We start from the raw sequence: 18,447 nt of genomic DNA, 5'->3' as shown, positions 1-18,447 counted from the left end.
CGAGGCTTGCCTTGGCGAGGTCGGCGCCGGCCCAGTGAACCGGGAGGGTTGGAGCGGATGTTCCTCGAGTCATGAGACCTCCCATTCCAGCGGGAAAGGCCTATGCTGCAAACGTGCGCGCCTGACCATTCTTGCGCATTCGGCTCGAAACCGAGGTTGTCACCGGTCCTACGGCGCGGCACGGGAGGAGGGATGGGCTGAACCTTTGTGACGGCGATTCTCTCAGCGCCTCAACACAAACCAGCACCATCCCTCCGTTTGCCACACTGCCTCCGCTGGAGAATCTCCCCATCGACTAGACAGGGGGCGAGGGAAACATACAAGGACACGAAGGAAGCCCATTCGTGTCCTTCGTGGAGGTCAGTCGACGACCGGATGAGCCGTTACTTCAGCCCACGCTTCGCCAGCAGCGGCTCCACCTTGGGATCGCGGCCGCGGAAGCGCTGATAGAGCAGCGCGGGATCCTCGGTACCGCCCTTGGAGAGCACCTCGGCGCGGAACTTCGCGGCGATGGCGGGATCGAAGAGGTTGCCCTTCTCCTTGAAGGCCTGGAAGGCGTCGCTGTCCAGCACGGCGCTCCAGATGTAGCTGTAGTAGCCCGCGGCGTAGCCGCCCATGATGTGGTTGAAGTAGGGGCTGCGGTAGCGGGGCGGGATCTCCGAGATCAATCCCCACTTGGCCAGCGAGGCCTTCTCGAAGGCGGCGGCGTCCTGGGGCTTCGTGGTGGTCAGGGTGTGCCAGTCCATGTCCAGCAGCGAGGCGGCCATGTACTCGGTGGTGGCGAAGCCCTGGCCGAAGGTCGCGGCCTTCTTCATCTTGGCCACCAGGGCGTCGGGGATGACCTCGCCGGTCTTGTAGTGCTTCGCGTAGAGCTTCAGCATCTCCGGCTCCATGGACCAGTTCTCCATGACCTGGCTGGGCAGCTCCACGAAGTCGCGGGGGGTGCCGGCGGTGCCGCGGTAGCGGCCCTTGTAGAAGAGGCCGTGCAGGCCATGGCCGAACTCGTGGAACAGGGTGCGCACCTCGTCCGAGGTCAGCAGCGCGGGCCGGTCGCCCGCCGGGGCCGTGAAGTTGCAGACGTTGACCACCACGGGATCCACCTGCTTCCCATCCTTCTGCCAGGCGGGGCGGTAGCTGCTCATCCAGGCGCCGCCGCGCTTGCCGGGGCGCGGGTGGTAGTCCACGTAGATGAGGCCCAGGTGCCGGCCGTCCTGCTCCTTCACCTCGAAGCAGCGCACGTCCTTCTGGTAGACGGGCATGTCCTTCAGCTCCGTGAAGGTGATGCCGTAGAGCCGCCCGGCCAGTGTGAAGGCGCCCTGCCGCACGGCGTCGAGGGCGAAATAGGGCTTCACGGACTCCTCGTCGAAGTCGTACTTGGCCTGCTTCACCTTCTCGGCGTAGTAGCGCCAGTCCCAGGGCTCCAGCTTCTGGCCGGGCAGGTCCTTGGCCATCATGGCCTGCAACTCGGCGCGCTCCTTCTTCGCCACCTCCAGCGCGGGCTTCCAGATCTGGTCCAGCAGGCCGTAGACGCCCTTGGCGTCCTTGGCCATGTTCTCCTCCAGCACGAAGTCCGCCCAGGTGCGGTAGCCCAGCAGCTGGGCCTTCTCCACGCGCAGGGCCGCCACCTGGGCCACGATGGCATTGGTGTCCGTGTCGCCGCCCTGGTTGCAGCGCTCCAGGTAGCCGGTGAGGAGGCGCTTCCGGAGCTCGCGGTTCTGGGCGTATTCCAGGAAGGGCCAGATGCTGGGGCCATCGAGGGTGAACAGCCACTTCCCATCCTGCCCGGCCTTCTTGGCCGCGGCGGCGGCGGCCAGGCGCGTACCCTCGGGCAGGCCCGCGAGATCCTTCGGATCCGTCACCACCAGCCGGAAGGCCTTGGTGGCCTTGAGCAGGCGGTCGCCGAACTCCACGCCCAGCTTGGACAGCTCGGCGTTGATGGCGCGCATGCGGGTCTGCTGGGCGGGCGTGAGCGCGGCGCCGGCGCGGACGAAGCCCTTGGTGGTGCGCTCCAGCAGCCGGGCCTGGTCGGGATCGAGCTTCAGCGTGGCGCGCGCCTCCCACACGGCCTTCACGCGCCCGAAGAGCCTGGCGTCCAGGTTGATATCGTCCCGGTGGGCCGCCAGGAGGGGCATCACCTCGCGGTTCACGGCCTGGAGCTTCGGGTTGGTCTCGGCGCCCGTGAGGTTGAAGAAGACGGAGCCGATGCGGTCCATGAACTGGCCCGACAGGTCCAGGGCCACGATGGTGTTGGCGAAGGTGGGGGCCTCCTGGGCGGCGCCGATGGCCGCCACCTCGGCCTTCTGGCGAGCCATGCCCTCCTTGAAGGCAGGAAGGAAGTGCTCTTCCTTGATGGCCGCGAAGGGCGGCACGCCGAAGGGCGTCTTCCATTCCCCGAAGAAGGGGTTGGCTACGGGGGCGGGATCGGCGGCGAGGGCGGGAAGCGTCATGAGGGCAGCCAGAGCGGAAGCGGGTCGCATGGGGACTCCTGGGGGGTGGGGCCACTATACCATCACGATACGAGGCAAAAGGCCTTCCCGTGCCCCCGGAGTATCCTCAGCATATGCACAAGCCACTCAGACTGCGGATCACCCAGGCCGGGGCCCTGCTCGGCCTCGCCTTCCTGCTGGCCTGCCAGCCCCAGGCCCCGGTGGTGGTGCCCCAGACGCCTCCGCCCCAGGTCCAGCCGCCGGTCCCGCCCAGGCCGCAGGGCCCCCCGCCGAAGCCGAAAATCGCCCTGGTCCTGGGCGGCGGCGCTGCGCGGGGCTTCGCCCACATCGGCGTCATCCGCGCGCTGGAGCAGGAGAAGATCCCCGTGGACCTCGTGGTGGGCACCAGCGTGGGCAGCCTCATCGGCGCCATCTACGCGGCCGACCGCAACAGCTTCGACCTGGAGTGGACCGCCTTCCAGCTGCAGAAGGAGGACCTCTTCGACTTCGGCGTGATCTCCACCGTGGCGGGCATGGGCTTCGCCAAGGGCGACAAGCTGGAGACCTGGGTCAAGGGGCACATCAAGCCCACGAACATCGAGCAGTTGAAGATCCCCTTCGCCGCCGTGGCCACGGACCTCAACTGGGGCCAGAAGGTGGTGCTGGACCGGGGTTCCGTGGCCCGCGCCGTGCGCGCCAGCTCCGCCATCCCCGGCGTGTTCCAGCCCGTGCAGCACATGGGCAAGATCCTGGTGGACGGCGGTGTGGTGGACAACATCCCCATCTCCGTGGCCCGGGCCAAGGGCGCGGACCTCGTCATCGCCGTGGACATCAGCGCCAACGTGGGCAACACGGACATCACGAACCTGCTGGGCGTGAGCCTCCAGGCTGCCAACATCATGTTCGCCCTCAACGTGGAGCACTCAAAGAAGGACGCGGATGTGCTGATTTCCCCCGCCATCGGCGACGTGGGCACCCTCGACTTCACCCAGAAGAAGCGCTGCATGGAGGCGGGCATCGTGGCCACCCAGCAGTCCATGCCCGCCATCCGCCGGGCCATCGACACGTGGGTGGCCGCGCGCATGGCGGCCTCCGCCCCACGTCCCTAGCCGCCCTGCCCCTAGCCCTGTTCCCAGCCGCCCCGCGAGGCCCCATGAGCTCCCTCCTGGCCCCTCCGTCCCCCCTCCGCCTCGCTGCGGGCCCGCTGCTCGCAGCCCTCCTCCTGGGGTGCGCCGCCCGGCCGGTGGTGCATCCCACTCCGGTTCCAGCTCCAGCTCCGGCTCCGGCTCCGGCGCCGGCACCACCACCACCGCCGCCGCCTCCACCACCGGCCATGAGACCCGCCCGGACGCCCCCGCCGCCGCCCCCCGTGGAGCGTGAGAACTCGCGCCAGGCGGAGCGCTTCGAGCCGGAATACAAGTCCGCCCCGGCGCGCCTGCCGGCGCCCGCCCGGTCCTCCAGCCCCAACCCCAACGTGGCCCGGGACCAGGCCTTCGCGCGGGTCACGGTGATGTTCGGCACGGACCGGGGCCGCTCCCCCAAGGGCGGCGGCTTTGGCGGCGCGCGGGGCACGGGGATCTCGTACGGCGAAGTGGCCGTAAGCGTCCCGCAGGGGCACAAGACCGGCGAGATCGAGGCCCCCTCCCTCTGGAAGCTGGAGTTCCGGGAGGACCCCCGCAAGCACATGGTCATCCTGGACCGGACGCCGCTCACCCGGGCCGCCTTCCTGAACCGCGTGAAGACCAGGGCCCAGGCCCCGGGCGCCTCCGGATCGAGCTTCGTGTTCGTCCACGGCTACAACGTGGCCTTCGACGATGCCGCCAAGCGCACGGCCCAGATCACCTATGACCTGGACTACCGGGGCGTGCCCGTGTTCTACAGCTGGCCCTCCCAGGGCACCCTCCAGGGCTACACCACGGACGAGAACAACGCCCAGTGGAGCGAGGCGAACCTGAAGCGCTTCCTCCTGGACTTCGCCCAGAAGAGCGGCGTGAAGGACATCTACCTCATCGCCCACTCCATGGGCAACCGCGTGCTCACCGGCGCCCTGCGGCAGGCCTTCACCGAACAGCCGAAGCTGAAGGGCCGCTTCAAGGAGATCATCCTCACGGCGCCCGACATCGACGCAGAGATCTTCAGGCGCGACATCGCCCCGGCCCTGGCGGCGGGCTGTGACCGCATCACCCTCTACGCCTCCGACGGGGACAACGCCCTGCTGGCCTCCAAGAAGGTCCACGGCTACCCCCGGGCCGGCGACACCGCCGAGGGCATCGTGGTGGTGCCAGGCATCGAGACCATCGACGCCTCGGGCCTGGACACCAGCTTCCTGGAGCACTCCTACTTCGCCACCGCCCCGCCGGTGATCAGCGACATCCGCCGCGTCCTACTGGACGGCCTCCGGGCCGCCCGCCGCGGGCTGGAGCCGCGCACGGCAGGCGGGGGGAGCTACTGGAAGCTGAAGGGCGCCAAACCTTGAGCCGGCCCTGATCGTCTACTTGGCCTTGTGGGCGTGCACCCGGGCGAAGAGCGCAGCGTCGGCCTTGGCCCCGTGGCACTTCCGGCAGAAGTCGAGGGTGGGCAGGACCAGCCCCGCGGCCTTGGCCGCCGCCGGGTTCTTCATGATGGACATGGCCTTGTAGTCGGCGCCGTTGCCGTGGCAGGCCTCGCAGTCCAGGCCCTTCTTGGCGTGGGCCGAGGCGGACCAGGAGTCGTGCTGGGTGCGGTGGCACATCTTGCAGGCGCCGGCGCCCACGGCCCCGTGGCCGTTGGCCGCCAGGGAGGGCATGGGGCCTGCCGCAGGTGCGGGAGTTGGCTTGGGCCCAGGGGCCTGCGCCGCGGCGGGCGCGGGAGCAGGGGTCGGGGCGGGAGCTGGCGCCGCAGCAGCTGCGGGCGCAGGTGACGGGGCCGCCGCCGGGGCCGGTGCGGGCGCGGGGGCCGGCTTGACTGCCGCAGCTTCGACGGCGGGCTTGGAGGCCTGGGCCGGCGCGGGCGCTGCCTCGGCCTTCGTCCCGGCGGCCTGGGCCGGGGCCTGGCCTGAGGGCTGGGCCGCGGGAGCCGCAGGTTGGGTCGCGGGCGCGCCGGCCGCAGGGGCCGTGGCCGGCGCGGGCGCCTCCTTCTCGGCGCAGGCCAGGAGGCAGCACAGCATCAGGGAGGGGGAGATCAATCGGCGCATGGGTTCTCCTGGGGCTTGCCTGAGGCTACTTCCCCGCCGGACCAAAGGCCAGGTTCCGCACCAGGTCCTCGGTCTTCCAGGGGGCGGCGCCGCCGCCCAGGTACTTCTGGAACCACTCGAGGTGGGCGTTGTAGTAGACGGGCATGGACTTCAGGTTGTCCGGCCAGTGGCCGTCGTTCTTGAAGACAAGGAGACGGCTGGGCACACCCATCTCCTGGAGGTCCGTGAAGAACTGCAGGCTCTGGGTGTAGGGCACGCGGTAGTCGCGTTCGCCAGTGATGACGAGGCAGGGCGTCTTGAACTGCTTCACGTGGCTGCTGGGGTTCATGCGCTCGTAGGCCGTGGCCTGGTCCCAGGGGGTGCCCGTGAGGTCGTGCTCGGGGAACCACAGCTCCTCGGTGGCGCCGTGCATGGAGCGCAGGTCGTAGACGCCCATCATGGCGGCGAGCGCCTTGAAGCGCGTCGTGTGGCCCTCCAGCCACATCATGGCGTAGCCGCCCCAGCTCCAGCCCATGGCGCCCATGCGGTCCTTGTCCACGTAGGGCAGTGCGGCGAGATGATCCGCCACCTTCATGATGTCTGTCTGCACCTTGCCGTCCCAGTCGCCGCTGATGGCGTCCGTGAAGGCCTGGCCGTAGCCCGTGGAGCCGTGCGGATTCGGGAAGGCCACGATGTAGCCCGCGCCGGGATAGACCTGCCAGTCGCCGCGCAGGGTGTCGGACCACATCATCTGCGGGCCGCCGTGCACATTGAGGATGAGGGGATACTTCTTCGCGGGGTCGAAGCCGTGAGGCTTCACCAGGAAGACGTGCACATCCTTGCCGTCGGCGCCCTTCACGGTGAATTCCTCCGCCGGGCGGATGTCCACCTCGTCGGCCACGGCCTGGTTGAAGGCGGTCAGCCGCTTCAGCTCCTTGGCGTCGAAGGCGTAGCGCCAGATCTCGGCAGGCTCGCCCACACGGGTCTTGGCGAGGTAGACGGCCTTCTGGTCGGGGCTCACCTGGAACTCGCGGATGCTCTGGCCTTCGAGCATGCGCGTGGTCTTCCCGGTGGCCACGTCCACGCGGAAGAGGGGCCAGCGGCCCTTCTCCTGCACGGTGAACCAGATCGCCCTGCCGTCGGCGGACCACTGGAAGGTGTCCACCCAGTTGTCGATGGCCTCCGTCAGCACCTTGCGGGCCATGGTCTGGCGGTCGTAGACGGCCAGGCCGAAGCGGTCGGACTCGTGACCGGGCTTGGTCTGGAACCGGTAGGCGATGAAGCGGCCGTCCGGCGAGTACTTGGGATCCTGGTCCGCGGCGGGGTTGTCGCCGGTGATGCGCCTGGGCGTGCGGTCGCCATCGAGCGAGATCAGGAAGAGGTCCTGGTTGGTGCTGCGGGCGGGGACAGCATCCGCATTCGTGGTGACGCAGACCTCCTTGCCGTCGGGGCTCAGGTCCCAGGTCTGCCAGAAGGCCGGGTGGTCCTGCGGTCCGCCGGTGAGCGCCTCGACCTTGCCCTCGAAGGTGGCCTTGAAGAGGTGGCTCACCTGGAAGTCCCGCCACTCGGTCCAGTGCCGGTAGAGCAGCGAGTCCGCCAGGTGGGCCTGCACGGGGCCCTTCTCCAGCTTGTCGGCCAGCTCCTTCTGCTTGGCGCTGTCCGCCATGGCCTCCGGGAAGACCGAGGCCTCGAAGATCACCTGGCTCCCGCCGGGCACCACCTTCGGCGCGCCCACGCCCGCCTCGAAGCCGGTCACCTTGCGGGCCTCGCCGCCCGCCAGGTCCATGGCCCAGAGCTGGCTCCCGTCCTGGCGGCTGGAGAGGAAGTAGAGGGTCCTGCCGTCCTTGGACCACTGGGGCGCCGTGTCGGACTTGCCCGAGAAGGTGAGCTGCCTGGCGGCGCCCGTGGCCGTCTCCAGCACCCAGATCTGCGTGTTCCGCGTGGAGGCCTTCAAGTCCTGGGTGGACACCTCGAAAGCGAGTCTCGATCCGTCCGGGCTCAGGGCCAGGTGCTGGAGGCCCTTGAGGCGGTAGAGGTCCTCGATGTGGAAGGCCCGCTTGCCTGCGGCCACCGCGGGGAGGGACAGGATCAGGGATGCGATCGGGACAAGGCAAAAACGGCTCATGAACCCTCCGGAACAACCTCCCAGCATCGCATGGGGAAACGATGACCTTGTGATCATGTTCACAACTCCAGGGATGGAACCTGAATCATCGCTCCAGCTTGCCGATCCGTTCCATGTCCAGCGGAGGCTCCATGCTGATTGCCGCCCTCCTCGCTTGTCTGCCCCAGGCTCCCCAGCCCGAAGCGCCCCCCCTGCCCGAGGGCATCACCCGCCACCCGGCTCCGGCAGCCCTGGTTGCCAAGGCCCCGGGACAGCCCAGCTATGGCCTCCGGCTGGCCACCCCTCTCGGCCAGTTTCTCTGGACCAACCTCCGCTTCAACGACCAGCAGGGGCTCGCCAACACCTACCGCATGGTCGGGCCGGCTGGCCTCGGGCCCTATCGCCCCGGAGTCTTCCTCTGGTCCATCCAGGGAGATGTCAGTCCGAAATTCCTGACCCGCGAGATCACTCCCGGGGGTCCGGCGGATGCGGCTGGCCTGGATTCGAATTGGCAGGTGCTGAAGGTGGACGGCAAGACCTTCGAGTGGGACACCCAGACCGTGAACGCCTACCTGTCCAACCGGCCGGAGGCGGATCTGCTCGCACGAAAGGTCAAGGGGTGGGGATCCGGCAAGGAGAAGGTCTTCCACCTCGTCCTCCGCAAGCAGGATCCGCCCGCCGATCCGACGGACTGCACCCTGGTCCCGGACTTCCCCGCCTGGATGAAGCCTCTCTTCAACGACCAGGGCCTCTGGTTGGAGCTCACCAAGCTGCGCTCCGCCCTTCCGCGGTTCACCCCCCTTGCGGTGGACCTCGGGGGAGCGCGCTGCTGGGTCGTGCGGGGCGTGCCCAACCCGCATCCCGATCCGGGGACCGATGGGAGCCGCATCGTTCTCGAGTTCTGGGCTTCGGACCCGGCCTCCGGATCGGGGTATGTACGGCCTGCGTTCCTCGTCCCTGAGCCATCGGACGGCCGCCTCCAGGATCGCATCCTGAAAATCCAGGGTCGGTGGTTCCAGGTCGCCGAGGCCGCCCTCGACGCTGGAAATGGGCGACTCACCAAGCTCAAAGTCGAGCCCTGGAAAGCCGATGCCCTCGCGCTCCTGGGCGGCGAGCTCCCGGCCCGCGACCTGGGGCCCAGCGCGTCGACCGCGGACCTGGGAGCCCTGGAGCAGCTCGGCAACGAAGCCCTGATCGAGTGGAAGACCCGAACCCTGCCCGGCCTGCTGCCATCCCTGGCCGTGAACCCCGCCGAGGACCTGGTGATCCGCATCGAGAAAGGGATCCTGGCCCTCGACCTGACGGTGAAGCGTCTCCGCACCCGGCTGGACGCGGATGCCCGGGCCGAAGCCGAACGCAAGGCCCAGGCGGAGCTCGCCGCGAAGCGCGGGCAGGCGGCACCAAAGGGACCGGCGGTTTCGGCCGAGGACACTGAGCGCCTCGCCGACCTGCTCGAGCAGCGCAAGGCCATCCTCATGGCCGTCCTCGGCAACGTGAAGCAGGCGCTCGCCAACCTCCGGAGATGACATGAGATCCATCCGCACCGTCTTCGCGTGCGCGGCCCTGACCTCCCTGCTCGGCGCCCAGCCGGCACCAGCGCCCCTCGTCATCTGGGAGCCTGCCTCGCCAGCCCTCACCGCCAAGGCGCCCGGCAGCCCCGCCTACGGGCTGGTGGTGACCACCTCGCTTGGGAAGCAGCTGCTGACCACCCTCTCCTTCGACCCCGTGACGCTCAAGCCCCAGGCGCGGGTCTACCGCATCGACGGCCCCGCCGGATGGGGCCCCTACCGCTCCGGACTGGAGCGTAGCCTCGGTTTCTCGGCCGCCATGAAGCGGCCGGCGGACAACAACGCCCTGCACTGGAGCTGGTACCGGGACTACTTCCACTTCACGCCCCCTCCGAAGGGGTCGGCGGCGGCTGAGGCCGGTCTGGATCAATCCAAGTACGCCCTGACCCGCATCAAGTCCGTGGACAAGTCGACCTTCGACTGGAATGTGGCCGCCCTCGTCTATCACATCACCCAGAGCCCGACCATCGAGGTGCAGACCATCAAGCTGCCGCTCCTGTTCGGTCCCAGCGAGCGCACCTACACCATCCGGAACCGCCGCATCGAGCAGCCCCCCGCGCCGGATGACGCCGATCTTGTGAACGCAGGGCCGGACCCGGAGGCCCAGAAGGCCATCGCAACCCCCGAGCCCTGGCGGGCCCTGCTGAAGCTCCGCTCCCAGACCCCCACCCATGCTCCGCTGCCACTGGAACTGGAGGGCCGGAAGCTCTGGGCCGTGCGCCTCCCCCACCGGCCACCCAAGGGGAACCAGGCCGGCCTGCCCGGCTCCCTGGAATTCTGGAAAACCGATCCCGGCACCGGGATGTTCGAAGGAGGCCTTGCCGAAGTCCATCCCGAACCTCCCGAGGGGTTCGCCGCCGGTCAGGCCCTGCACCTCGGAGGGGCGTGGTACCACCTGCAGGCCCTCTCCGTGGACCCCACCAGCGGCCGCCTGGCCCGGCTGATCCTCGAGCCCTGGAAGGCCGACTTCCCGACGCTTCTCGCTGGCCGGACCCTCGCCTCGGAGCTTGGATCCCTGGCCCGTCTACCCTTGCGGGAGTCCCTGGAACAGGCCGCGAACGACGCGCTCCTGGAATGGAAGACCATCAGCCTGCCCGATGCCCTCGCCTCCCAGGATGCAAAGGCCGCCGTGGCCCTGGTCGTCCGGATCGAGAAGGGTCTCCTCGCCCTCGACCTCGAGGTGAAGGGCATCCGCTCCCGCCTGGATGCCGCCGTCCGCACCGAAGCCGAGCGCAGGGCCCAGGCGGAGCTGGCCGCCAAGGAAGGCCAGCCTGCCCCCGCCGCTCTTCCACCTGCCACCGAGAGCGAACGCCTCGCCGATCTGCTGGACCAGCGCAAGGCCATCCTCATGGCCGTCCTCGGCAGCGCCAAGCAGGCGCTCGCCAGCCTCCGGAGGTGAACCATGCGGCCCCTCACCATCCTCCTCGCCGCCTCTGCCTTCCCCCTGGTCCTCTCCGCCCAGGCCGGCCTCCACTGGGAGAAGCCGGATCCCAAGCCGTCCTCCGGACAGGGCACCGACGCCCTCAGCCAGCTGGAGGCCCTCAGCGGCGGGAAGGTGGACCGCAGCAAGGTCGGCACCACCTTCAAGGTCCGGCCGCCGGCCTCCCGACCCAAGACCGTGCACCGCCAGCCCACGGCCAACCAGCAGGCGGCCTCGCTCCTGGGCGGGATCTTCGGCAGCCTGCTGGCCCAGGCCTTCGCACCCGCGGGGCCCTCCGGGCCGGACCCCGCGGAGCTGGCGCGCATCGAGGCCGAGCGGCAGGAGGCCCTGCGGCGGGAGCAGGCGGAGCTGCAGGCCTGGGCCGGCGCCTACTCCGCGCGGATGGGCGCCCTGGTCGAGCGCCAGCGGCAGCAGCGGGCCTCCCTGAACCAGGCCAGCATGGAGGACCTGCGGGCCTCCCTGTCCGACGGCTGGGACACCGGCAGGCCGCCCGCTGGCGGGGGCGGGCTGGCCGCGGCCCTCAGCGATCCCGTTCCCGTGGTGGACCTCAGCGGCAGCCAGACCTTCACTCCCGGCATCTTGCGCGAGGCCAACGGGACGAAGCGCACCTCGCCCATGTCCCCCGACGACCTGCTCAAGCGCCGCGAGGCGGCCCAGGCACGCCTGAAGGCGATGATGGAGGAGAACCAGGATCTGCGCCTCCTGGGCCAGCGGTTCTACGAACTGGAGGCCCGGCTCGACCTGCTCCGCCGCCAGGCCCGGGACCAGGGGTCCGAAGGGCGGGCCATCCAGCGGGAGATGGACTACTGGGGCTGGCGCATCGAGCAGGCCACGCAGGCCTGCATGGAGCGCGGCACGAGCCTCTTCACCGATGTCCTCCTGCCCAAGGGGACCGCCGCGGGGCTCAAGCGCCTGCAGAAGAACCCCAAGCTCTGGGGGCAGACGGTGCAGTCCCTCTCGGAGATCAACGACTTCTCCGAGTTCGCCGGCACCCTCGCCGACCGCTATGATGCCGCCGGACAGGCCCTCGACTGGGTTCAGGCCAAGCACAGCCTCATGAAGAACGTGGATTTCATCGCCACCAACGCGCAGAACGTTTCTTCGAAGCTGGAGCCCGTGAGCCTGCACTGGCAGGTTGGCAAGACCCTGGTGGGCACCTCCATCGACCTGGCCGCCGAGATCGACGGCTGGGGCGCCATCCTGGAGCGGCAGGGCGACACGGCCCTCCTGCTCCAGAAGCAGAAGGCCCTCAAGGTCCGCATCGAAGCCGTGGTGAAGGACCTCCAGATCAGCCGCGCCCAGATCGCCGCCCAGCTCGGCGTGAAGCCAGAGGACCTGATCCCCGTCCAGGCCAGGCCCAAGGGGCTGGGCTCCGCAGTACCACCCCTGTGAGGACCCCCATGACCTCCCGAACCGCCTCCCTCCTGCTCACGGCCTGCCTGTCGCTCCCCCTGGCCGCAGGCTGGAAGAAGCCCGTCCCGCCGTACCCCCCGGTGGCCAAGCCGGGGGAGCTCCGGGAGGAGCCCATGCCAGCGGCCTGGGGTCCCCAGCTTCCAGGGGCCCCCTTCACCGGAGCCATGCTGACGACGCACCTCGGGCGGTTCGCCGTCGTCCCCACCCGCTTCGATGCCCAGGGCCGCCTGCGCTGGCGGTCGCTGCGCGTGGAGGGGCCCGCGGGCCTGGGGCCCTACGACCACGGGCTGGAGGTGGAGATCGTCTCCGCTCCAGGAGGCGACACGGACGTGGCGCGGATCACCGCCATCCGCGAAGAACCAGGCATGGACCGGGTCCACAACTGGAGCGTGGGCGATTTCATGGAGTTGCCCGCCCGGTTCAACCCGGACCAGCCGGACCTGAGCCTCGGGGTCTTCCTGTTCCAGTACCGGCTCTCCAACCGGGATGCCTTCTGGTTCTCCGCCTACGTGCCCAGCCGCGTGTTCCTCGTGAAGCGTTTCGGAACCGGCACCTGGGCCAAGGCCCGGACCGGCACGCCCACCGACCTTCCGGCCACCTTCAATGCGGACGGGCCGCTTCCCCTGGAGGCCGGTCCCTGGTTGAAACAGGCCCCCGTCCGCCTCCTCGCCCTCCGCCGGGACCAGCCCGCCTACCAGCCCGTGCGGATCGTGTGGGCCGGCCGGTCCTGGGATGTGGTGGGCCCTTCCCGCCCAGGGGCTTCCACCCAGCTCGAGTTCTGGCCGGTCGCGCCGGTACCGGGGGCGCTGCCCGACAGGCCCGAAAGCACCCACGACCTTCCCAGGATCGCCCAGGCCACCGGCAGCGTCCTCCCCTTGGGCGGCCAGGCCGCCCGCATCCGCGAGGTGGCCTGGGATCCCGCGTCCGGACGCCTCGCCCGGCTGGAACTCGAGCCCTGGACACCGGATCCCCTCGGGTTCCTCCTCGGTGCCACTCCCGGGGACGCGACCCAGACAACCCTCGCCCTGGCCCTCAATGACGCCCTCGTGGACTGGAAGGTGAAGGGACTGGGGACCCACCTCCAGACCCAGACCACCGCCGCCACGGAGGACTTCATCGCCCGGCTGGAGAAGACCCTCCTCCGGATGGACCTGGAGATCCGGAAGCTGCGGCAGGCCGGGGACTCCCAGGAGCGGGAGGCGGCGAACCGCCAGGCCACGGAGGGCCTCCAGGCCGTTCAGCATGACAGCGGCCGCCAGTTCTTCCTCCTGCCTGCCGCGCGCCGCGACCTCGGCGAGGAGGACGGCCGGACGACCGTGGGCCCCTCCCCCGACCTCCTCGACCTCCTGGAGCAGCGGAAGGCCATCGTCTCGGCCATCCTCGCCAATGCCAAGCAGGCCCTCGCCACCCGGAGGCCCTGAGCCGGGTCAGCCCTCCAGGGCCCGGTGGATGTCCGCGAAATCGGCGCGGGAGGTCGCGTCCAGGCTCAGGGGCGTGACGGCCACCACGCGCTCGCGCACAAGGGCGTGGACATCGGAATCCGGCTCCAGGGCCTCGTGGTCCACCTGGACGGTGACGCGCCCGTCCTTCAGGCGGCTGTGGAGGCCCGGCTCGTCGAAGACCAGCTCGAAGTAGCGCTGGCGTGAGAGGCGGCTGAGCCGCCAGGGTGTCTCCGGCGTGGCCCCTTCGGGCACGTCCAGCTTCAGCAGGTCCACGTCCTGGGGCAGCCGGGCCCGCACGACCTTGCGGGCGAACAGGCGCAGGAAGTGCTCCGAGGCGCGCCAGTCCTGGTCCCCATGGTGCATGAAACGGTCAGGGTGCATCTGCTGCGAGGCCGCCAGGGCCGGGATGCCGCGGGCGGCGGCCTCCATGGCCGCGCCCACCGTGCCCGAGGCGCCGATGCTGCTCCCCACGTTCTCGCCGTAGTTGATGCCCGAAACCAGCAGGTCCGGGCGCCGCTCCCGGCAGAGCACCTGGAGGCCGTGGCGCACCACCGAGGCCGGCGAGCCCTCGCAGGCGAAGGCGCGGACCGCCGCGCCGTCCACCTCGAAGGGCACCGGCTCCAGCACTGCATCGGGCCGGCCCGTGAAGCTCCGGCCCATGGCCGTCTGCTGGGTCGCCGGAGCCACCACCAGCACCTCGCCCAGCTCCCGCACGGCCCGGACCGCCGCCCGCAGGCCCGGAGACTGGATGCCGTCATCATTCGTGAGAAGGAACAGGGGTCGGTGGGTCATGCGGGCTCCGCCTCCCAGACTGGAACGGGAGAGGGCCTGCGTCCACCGCTTGGCCTTGATATCCTGGGCCATGCCCAACCCCGCGCCTCCCGAGATTCCCCGCGGCCGCGGCATCTTCTGCAACCGGACGCTGAACCTGCGCTCGGTCCGCGCCATCGGCTACGACATGGACTACACCCTGGTGGACTACCGGGTGGCGGCCTTCGAGCAGATGGTCTACGACCAGGCGGTGGGGCGGCTCGTCTCCGAGGGCTGGCCGGCGGGCGCCCTCGCCTTCGACCCGCGCATGGTCACCCGGGGCCTGGTGATCGACACCGAGCTGGGCAACCTCGTGAAGGCCAACCGCTTCGGCTTCGTGAAGCGGGCCATGCACGGCACGAGCATGCTGACCTTCGCCGAGCAGCGGGATGCCTACGGGCAGACGCTGGTGGACCTCTCGGACCCGCGCTGGGTCTTCCTCAACACGCTGTTCTCGCTCTCGGAAGGCTGCCTCTACGCCCAGGCCGTGGACCTGCTGGACCAGGGCGCCCTGCCCCGCCCCTTCGAATACGCCAGCCTCTATCGCCATGTGCGCGCGCGGGTGGACGCCCAGCACATCGAGGGGCACCTGAAGGCCGAGATCGCCGCCGCGCCGGAGCGCTACGTGGTGCAGGACCCCGAGGCGGCCCTGGCCCTGCTGGACCAGAAGATCGCAGGCAAGAAGCTGCTGCTCATCACCAACTCCGAGTGGAGCTTCACCGCGAAGATGATGGCTCACGCCTACGACCGGCACCTGCCGGAGGGCATGACCTGGCGCCAGCTCTTCGACCTGGTGATCGTCTCCGCCCGCAAGCCCGCCTTCTTCACGGAGCGCGGGCCCTTCTTCGAGGTGGTGGATGAGTCCGGCCTGCTGCGCCCGCTCATGGGCCCCCTGCGGCCCGGCGGCCTCTACCTGGGCGGCAGCGCCTCCCAGGTGGAGCGCGACCTGGGCATCGCCGGGGACGAGATCCTCTACGTGGGCGACCACATGTTCGGCGATGTGCATGTGAGCAAGCGCTCCCTCAGCTGGCGCACGGCCCTGGTGCTGCGCGAGCTGGAGAACGAGGTGGCTGCCCTGGAGACCTTCCGGGAGACGGAGCTGAAGCTCATGGCCCTGATGCGCGAGAAGGAGGCCATGGAGGCCCGGCTCTCCCGGGCGCGCCTGGCCCTCCAGCGCCTCCACGCCGGCTACGGCCCCGCTCCCGCCGCCGAGGCCGCTGCCCTGGAGGCCCGCGTCCACGACCTCCGCGGGCAGCTGGTGGCCCTGGATGCCGAGATCGCGCCCCTGGCCAAGGCCGGCACCGAGCTGGTCAACGCCCGCTGGGGCCTGCTCACCCGGGCCGGCAATGACAAGAGCCACCTCACCCGCCAGATCGAGCGCTACGCCGACATCTACACCAGCCGTGTGTCGAACTTCCTGCACGCCACGCCCTTCGCCTATTTCCGTTCGCCGCGGGGCAGCCTGCCGCATGATCCGGCGAACCTCCCCGCCTGATCACTTCCCCGGGTACACCGTCAGGCCGTAGTGCTCCGCATCCCAGGGCGGGTCGCTGTTCCAGTGGCCGTAGGCGTGGCTGTCGTCGGTGCGGACGTGCAGGGTGTAGGTGCCCTTGGGCAGGCTGACCACCTCATCGGCCAGCCGGTTCTTGGCAGCCCCTCCCGCGAACAGGGTGTGATCGTAGACCATGGTCCAGACCCGCTTCCCCGCGGCGTCCTCGATCCAGGCCTCGTCGGCCATCTCGTCACCGCTGCCCTCGGCGATGGCATAGACCCGCACGGCGTGGGTGCCCGCCAAGGTGAAGGCCGCGCTGCGGTCCTGATCGTTCCCGATCCGCACCAGCTCCGCCAGGGGCGTCCAGGTCATGGGCTTCGTCAGCGAGACGGCGGCCAGATCCGCGTCCGCAGGCAGGGACAGCGTCAGTCCGTACATCCCGGGATCGCAGGGGGGCGCGGCGTTCCAGTCAGCGGGGGAGTGGGAGTCGTCCGTCACGAAGGCGGCTTCGTAGTCGCCGGCGGGAAGGGTGATGGTCTCCACCTGGCGGCGGTTCTTCCGGGCGCCGCCCGCGAACTGGGACTTGTCCATGCTCATCTCCCACACCCGGGTCCGGGTGCGGGCGTCGAGGATCCAGCCGTAGTCGTGCATGCGCCGGCCGCTGCCCTCGCCCTCCGCGTAGACATGCAGGGTCACGGGCTTCCGGACATGGAAGGCCTGCTCCCAGTGGCCGTTGTCCCCGGTGGCCGCGAGGGACACGAGCACGTTCCTCCAGTGGAGTGGCGCCTCGAAGGTCGGCACCTCGGCGGGGTTGCCGCCCGGCAGGTAGATCTCCAGGCCGTAGTTCCCCACCTGCTCCTTCCAGTGGCGGAGCAGGCTGGCCCGGTCCGCGCCGAAAGCCGCCAGGAGGCCCCGCGGCCGCTCACCCTGCTCTCCCGCCACCGAGCGCCGGTCGATGTTGCGGGCCCACTGGGCGAACAGCAGGCTCTGGCCGAAGCCGTGGTTGGCGAAGCAGGCCTCGTAGCTGCCGGCCGGAAGCTCCAGGTACCGGTCCGCCACGCGGTACTCCCAGTCGCGCTTGGTGTTGGACCCGTCCATCTGCCAGACCACCTCGCGGGTGGCGGCGTTGAGGATCCAGCCGTAGGCGAAGAGGGGCTCATCCACGTGGGCCCGCACCAGGCGCCGCAGCCCGCCGCCCTTGGCGTAGATGTGGACCTTCATGGGCCGCGGCAGGGTGAAGCCCTGGCTGCGCACCTCCGCGGTCTCGAAGCCCTTCAGCGAGATGATGCGTGGTTCTTGGCGTGATTCGGGGCGTGGCTCCGGACCCGCGGCGCGCAGGGAGAGGGATCCGAGGGCCAGGGCCAGCAGGAAGGCGGCGATGGCCTGGACCGTGCGGGTGAGGGCCATCGCTTCGGACATCAGGAAGGAGGACATGGGGGCTCCGCTCGGGATGCCCCCAAGGTAGGCCGCCTCAAGCCTCCCGCGGCCCCCGGGATCGGCGAACGGTGGGCCGGGACCGGCCACCGGTCAGCGCCCGCGGACGGGCTCCACTACGGAGCCCAGGTAGAAGTCCAGCATGGCCCCCAGGGAGGCCGGGTCCCGCCGCAGCCGGCTGCGCAGGGCCGCGCCCTCCCAGCAGTCCACCAGCAGGTCCGCCAGTTCCCGTGGATCGCGCCGGGCGGGGATCTCGCCCCGCTGGCGCGCCTCCTCCAGGCAGGCCGCCAGGCGGGCGGCGATGGCCGCGAAGCAGGCCTCGATCTTCGCGCGGAAGGCCTCGCTGACAGCCGAGAGTTCCTGCCCGAGGCCCCCCAGCAGGCAGCCCATGTAGCCCTGCTCCCGGTAGGCCTGCTGGGTGAGTTCGAAGAAGCCCCGCACCCGCGCGAGGGGCGGCCGGGTCCGGTCCTGGAGGCAGGCGTCGAGCCCCGCATGCACCAGGGCCATATAGGCGTCCACCACCTGCAGGGCGAAGTCCTCCTTGTCCGTGAAGTGGTGGTAGAAGGACCCCTTGGGGATGCCCGTGGCCGCCAGCAGGGCATCGAGGCCGAGGCCGTGGTAGCCGCGCTCCAGGAGCATCTGGAGCCCGGCCTCGATCAGGTGCTGCTTGGTCGAGCGGGTCATCCCCTCGTCTTCTCGATGAGGTGGTCGACCACGCGGCGGTGCTCGTGCTGGGGGCTGAACATGATGAGGTCGGCGTCCTCCTCCACCTTCACGTTGTGGCCCGGCGGCCAGTAGAACAGGTCCTCCGCCGCGACGGTCTCCCGTCGGCCCTGGGCGTCCGTGGTGGTGATGCGCCCCTTCAGCACGTAGCCCCAGTGGGGGCTCTGGCAGAGGTCCCCCTCCAGTCCCACGAAGAGCGGTGCCGTGTCCACCCCGGCCGCCAGGGAGAAGAACTCCCCGCTGAGCTTCCCGTAGCCGCTCACGTCCCCGAAATCGAACTGCTGGCGCAGGGTGACGCCCGGAACCTGCATTCGCGTGGGAACCTCGTTCTTGGTGATCTTCATTCAGTCCTCCTTGGTTTTTTCATGGATTAGACTGATCAGTCCAGCGACACGATAGGCCGCCCTGGGCCCCCGTCAACCGGGCAGGCGAAAAAAGGTGCT

Annotated in this window: 15 protein-coding genes; 7 read left to right on the top strand and 8 right to left on the bottom strand. The window is 69.9% G+C overall.

Features of this window, described 5'->3' with window-relative positions; genetic code table 11:
- Positions 1-383 precede the first annotated feature (383 nt).
- Positions 384-2,477 carry a M3 family metallopeptidase gene (locus G398_RS0101865; protein WP_026852330.1) on the bottom strand — a complete coding sequence of 698 codons (2,094 nt, stop codon included), beginning with the start codon at positions 2,475-2,477 and terminating at the stop codon, positions 384-386.
- An 83-nt stretch (positions 2,478-2,560) separates the two neighbouring features.
- Here G398_RS0101865 and G398_RS0101860 point away from each other — a divergent pair, with 83 nt between their 5' ends.
- Complete coding sequence (locus G398_RS0101860; protein ID WP_026852329.1) at positions 2,561-3,535, top strand: patatin-like phospholipase family protein; 975 nt, start codon at positions 2,561-2,563, stop codon at positions 3,533-3,535.
- Positions 3,536-3,546: 11 nt separating this feature from the next.
- Here the strand turns inward: G398_RS0101860 and G398_RS21805 are convergent, their stop codons facing one another.
- On the bottom strand, positions 3,547-3,678 hold the full coding sequence (locus G398_RS21805) for a hypothetical protein (RefSeq protein WP_281173046.1): 132 nt from the start codon (positions 3,676-3,678) through the stop codon (positions 3,547-3,549).
- 81 nt (positions 3,679-3,759) lie between these two features.
- Here G398_RS21805 and G398_RS15480 point away from each other — a divergent pair, with 81 nt between their 5' ends.
- The gene (locus G398_RS15480) at positions 3,760-4,902 is read left to right on the top strand and encodes an alpha/beta hydrolase (RefSeq protein WP_211229024.1); all 1,143 of its coding nucleotides are present in this window, start codon (positions 3,760-3,762) and stop codon (positions 4,900-4,902) included.
- 15 nt (positions 4,903-4,917) lie between these two features.
- Here the strand turns inward: G398_RS15480 and G398_RS21130 are convergent, their stop codons facing one another.
- Positions 4,918-5,598 carry a hypothetical protein gene (locus tag G398_RS21130; protein WP_026852328.1) on the bottom strand — a complete coding sequence of 227 codons (681 nt, stop codon included), beginning with the start codon at positions 5,596-5,598 and terminating at the stop codon, positions 4,918-4,920.
- A gap of 25 nt (positions 5,599-5,623) precedes the next feature.
- Complete coding sequence (locus G398_RS0101845) at positions 5,624-7,702, bottom strand: S9 family peptidase (RefSeq protein WP_026852327.1); 2,079 nt, start codon at positions 7,700-7,702, stop codon at positions 5,624-5,626.
- A gap of 131 nt (positions 7,703-7,833) precedes the next feature.
- Between G398_RS0101845 and G398_RS0101840 the strand changes: the two genes are divergently transcribed.
- The 4 genes from G398_RS0101840 to G398_RS0101825 are packed head-to-tail and all read left to right on the top strand — an operon-like array spanning position 7,834 to position 13,524.
- On the top strand, positions 7,834-9,207 hold the full coding sequence (locus tag G398_RS0101840; protein WP_026852326.1) for a hypothetical protein: 1,374 nt from the start codon (positions 7,834-7,836) through the stop codon (positions 9,205-9,207).
- 1 nt (position 9,208) lies between these two features.
- Complete coding sequence (locus G398_RS0101835; protein WP_026852325.1) at positions 9,209-10,648, top strand: hypothetical protein; 1,440 nt, start codon at positions 9,209-9,211, stop codon at positions 10,646-10,648.
- A 3-nt stretch (positions 10,649-10,651) separates the two neighbouring features.
- A complete protein-coding gene (locus G398_RS0101830) occupies positions 10,652-12,082 on the top strand; it encodes a hypothetical protein (protein WP_026852324.1) in 1,431 nt (476 codons plus the stop codon).
- 8 nt (positions 12,083-12,090) lie between these two features.
- Positions 12,091-13,524 carry a hypothetical protein gene (locus G398_RS0101825; RefSeq protein ID WP_026852323.1) on the top strand — a complete coding sequence of 478 codons (1,434 nt, stop codon included), beginning with the start codon at positions 12,091-12,093 and terminating at the stop codon, positions 13,522-13,524.
- Positions 13,525-13,530: 6 nt separating this feature from the next.
- Here G398_RS0101825 and surE read toward each other — a convergent pair whose 3' ends face one another.
- Positions 13,531-14,337 (bottom strand): 5'/3'-nucleotidase SurE, encoded by an 807-nt coding sequence (gene surE, locus G398_RS0101820; protein WP_026852322.1) that lies wholly within the window; start codon positions 14,335-14,337, stop codon positions 13,531-13,533.
- A gap of 70 nt (positions 14,338-14,407) precedes the next feature.
- Here surE and G398_RS15475 point away from each other — a divergent pair, with 70 nt between their 5' ends.
- Positions 14,408-15,850, top strand: a complete 1,443-nt coding sequence (locus tag G398_RS15475) for an HAD-IG family 5'-nucleotidase (protein WP_052571136.1) — start codon at positions 14,408-14,410, stop codon at positions 15,848-15,850.
- Here G398_RS15475 and G398_RS0101810 read toward each other — a convergent pair whose 3' ends face one another.
- From G398_RS0101810 to G398_RS0101800, 3 genes are all read right to left on the bottom strand, one after another.
- Entirely contained in the window at positions 15,851-17,281 is a 1,431-nt protein-coding gene (locus tag G398_RS0101810; protein ID WP_026852321.1) for a hypothetical protein, read from the bottom strand.
- A 93-nt stretch (positions 17,282-17,374) separates the two neighbouring features.
- Positions 17,375-17,965: a TetR/AcrR family transcriptional regulator gene (locus G398_RS15470; RefSeq protein WP_043483014.1), complete on the bottom strand. Its 591-nt coding sequence runs from the start codon at positions 17,963-17,965 to the stop codon at positions 17,375-17,377.
- Positions 17,962-18,348 (bottom strand): cupin domain-containing protein, encoded by a 387-nt coding sequence (locus tag G398_RS0101800; RefSeq protein WP_026852320.1) that lies wholly within the window; start codon positions 18,346-18,348, stop codon positions 17,962-17,964. The genes G398_RS15470 and G398_RS0101800 overlap by 4 nt, the downstream gene beginning before the upstream one ends.
- Between the last annotated feature and the right edge of the window lie 99 nt (positions 18,349-18,447).

Source organism: Geothrix fermentans DSM 14018 (genome assembly GCF_000428885.1).
Classification (GTDB): Bacteria; Acidobacteriota; Holophagae; order Holophagales; family Holophagaceae; genus Geothrix; species Geothrix fermentans.
The sequence above is the reverse complement of the archived record's forward strand: the minus strand, read 5'-3'. Positions and strand labels throughout refer to the sequence as shown.

Bases quoted from the DNA above. Each gene is read 5' to 3' on its own strand.
- G398_RS0101865 (WP_026852330.1), bottom strand. From the start codon at position 2,477: ATGCGACCCGCTTCCGCTCTGGCTGCCCTCATGACGCTTCCCGCCCTC.
- G398_RS0101860 (WP_026852329.1), top strand. From the start codon at position 2,561: ATGCACAAGCCACTCAGACTGCGGATCACCCAGGCCGGGGCCCTGCTC.
- G398_RS21805 (WP_281173046.1), bottom strand. From the start codon at position 3,678: ATGCACCACCGGCCGGGCGGCGCACCCCAGGAGGAGGGCTGCGAGCAG.
- G398_RS15480 (WP_211229024.1), top strand. From the start codon at position 3,760: ATGAGACCCGCCCGGACGCCCCCGCCGCCGCCCCCCGTGGAGCGTGAG.
- G398_RS21130 (WP_026852328.1), bottom strand. From the start codon at position 5,598: ATGCGCCGATTGATCTCCCCCTCCCTGATGCTGTGCTGCCTCCTGGCC.
- G398_RS0101845 (WP_026852327.1), bottom strand. From the start codon at position 7,702: ATGAGCCGTTTTTGCCTTGTCCCGATCGCATCCCTGATCCTGTCCCTC.
- G398_RS0101840 (WP_026852326.1), top strand. From the start codon at position 7,834: ATGCTGATTGCCGCCCTCCTCGCTTGTCTGCCCCAGGCTCCCCAGCCC.
- G398_RS0101835 (WP_026852325.1), top strand. From the start codon at position 9,209: ATGAGATCCATCCGCACCGTCTTCGCGTGCGCGGCCCTGACCTCCCTG.
- G398_RS0101830 (WP_026852324.1), top strand. From the start codon at position 10,652: ATGCGGCCCCTCACCATCCTCCTCGCCGCCTCTGCCTTCCCCCTGGTC.
- G398_RS0101825 (WP_026852323.1), top strand. From the start codon at position 12,091: ATGACCTCCCGAACCGCCTCCCTCCTGCTCACGGCCTGCCTGTCGCTC.
- surE (WP_026852322.1), bottom strand. From the start codon at position 14,337: ATGACCCACCGACCCCTGTTCCTTCTCACGAATGATGACGGCATCCAG.
- G398_RS15475 (WP_052571136.1), top strand. From the start codon at position 14,408: ATGCCCAACCCCGCGCCTCCCGAGATTCCCCGCGGCCGCGGCATCTTC.
- G398_RS0101810 (WP_026852321.1), bottom strand. From the start codon at position 17,281: ATGTCCTCCTTCCTGATGTCCGAAGCGATGGCCCTCACCCGCACGGTC.
- G398_RS15470 (WP_043483014.1), bottom strand. From the start codon at position 17,965: ATGACCCGCTCGACCAAGCAGCACCTGATCGAGGCCGGGCTCCAGATG.
- G398_RS0101800 (WP_026852320.1), bottom strand. From the start codon at position 18,348: ATGAAGATCACCAAGAACGAGGTTCCCACGCGAATGCAGGTTCCGGGC.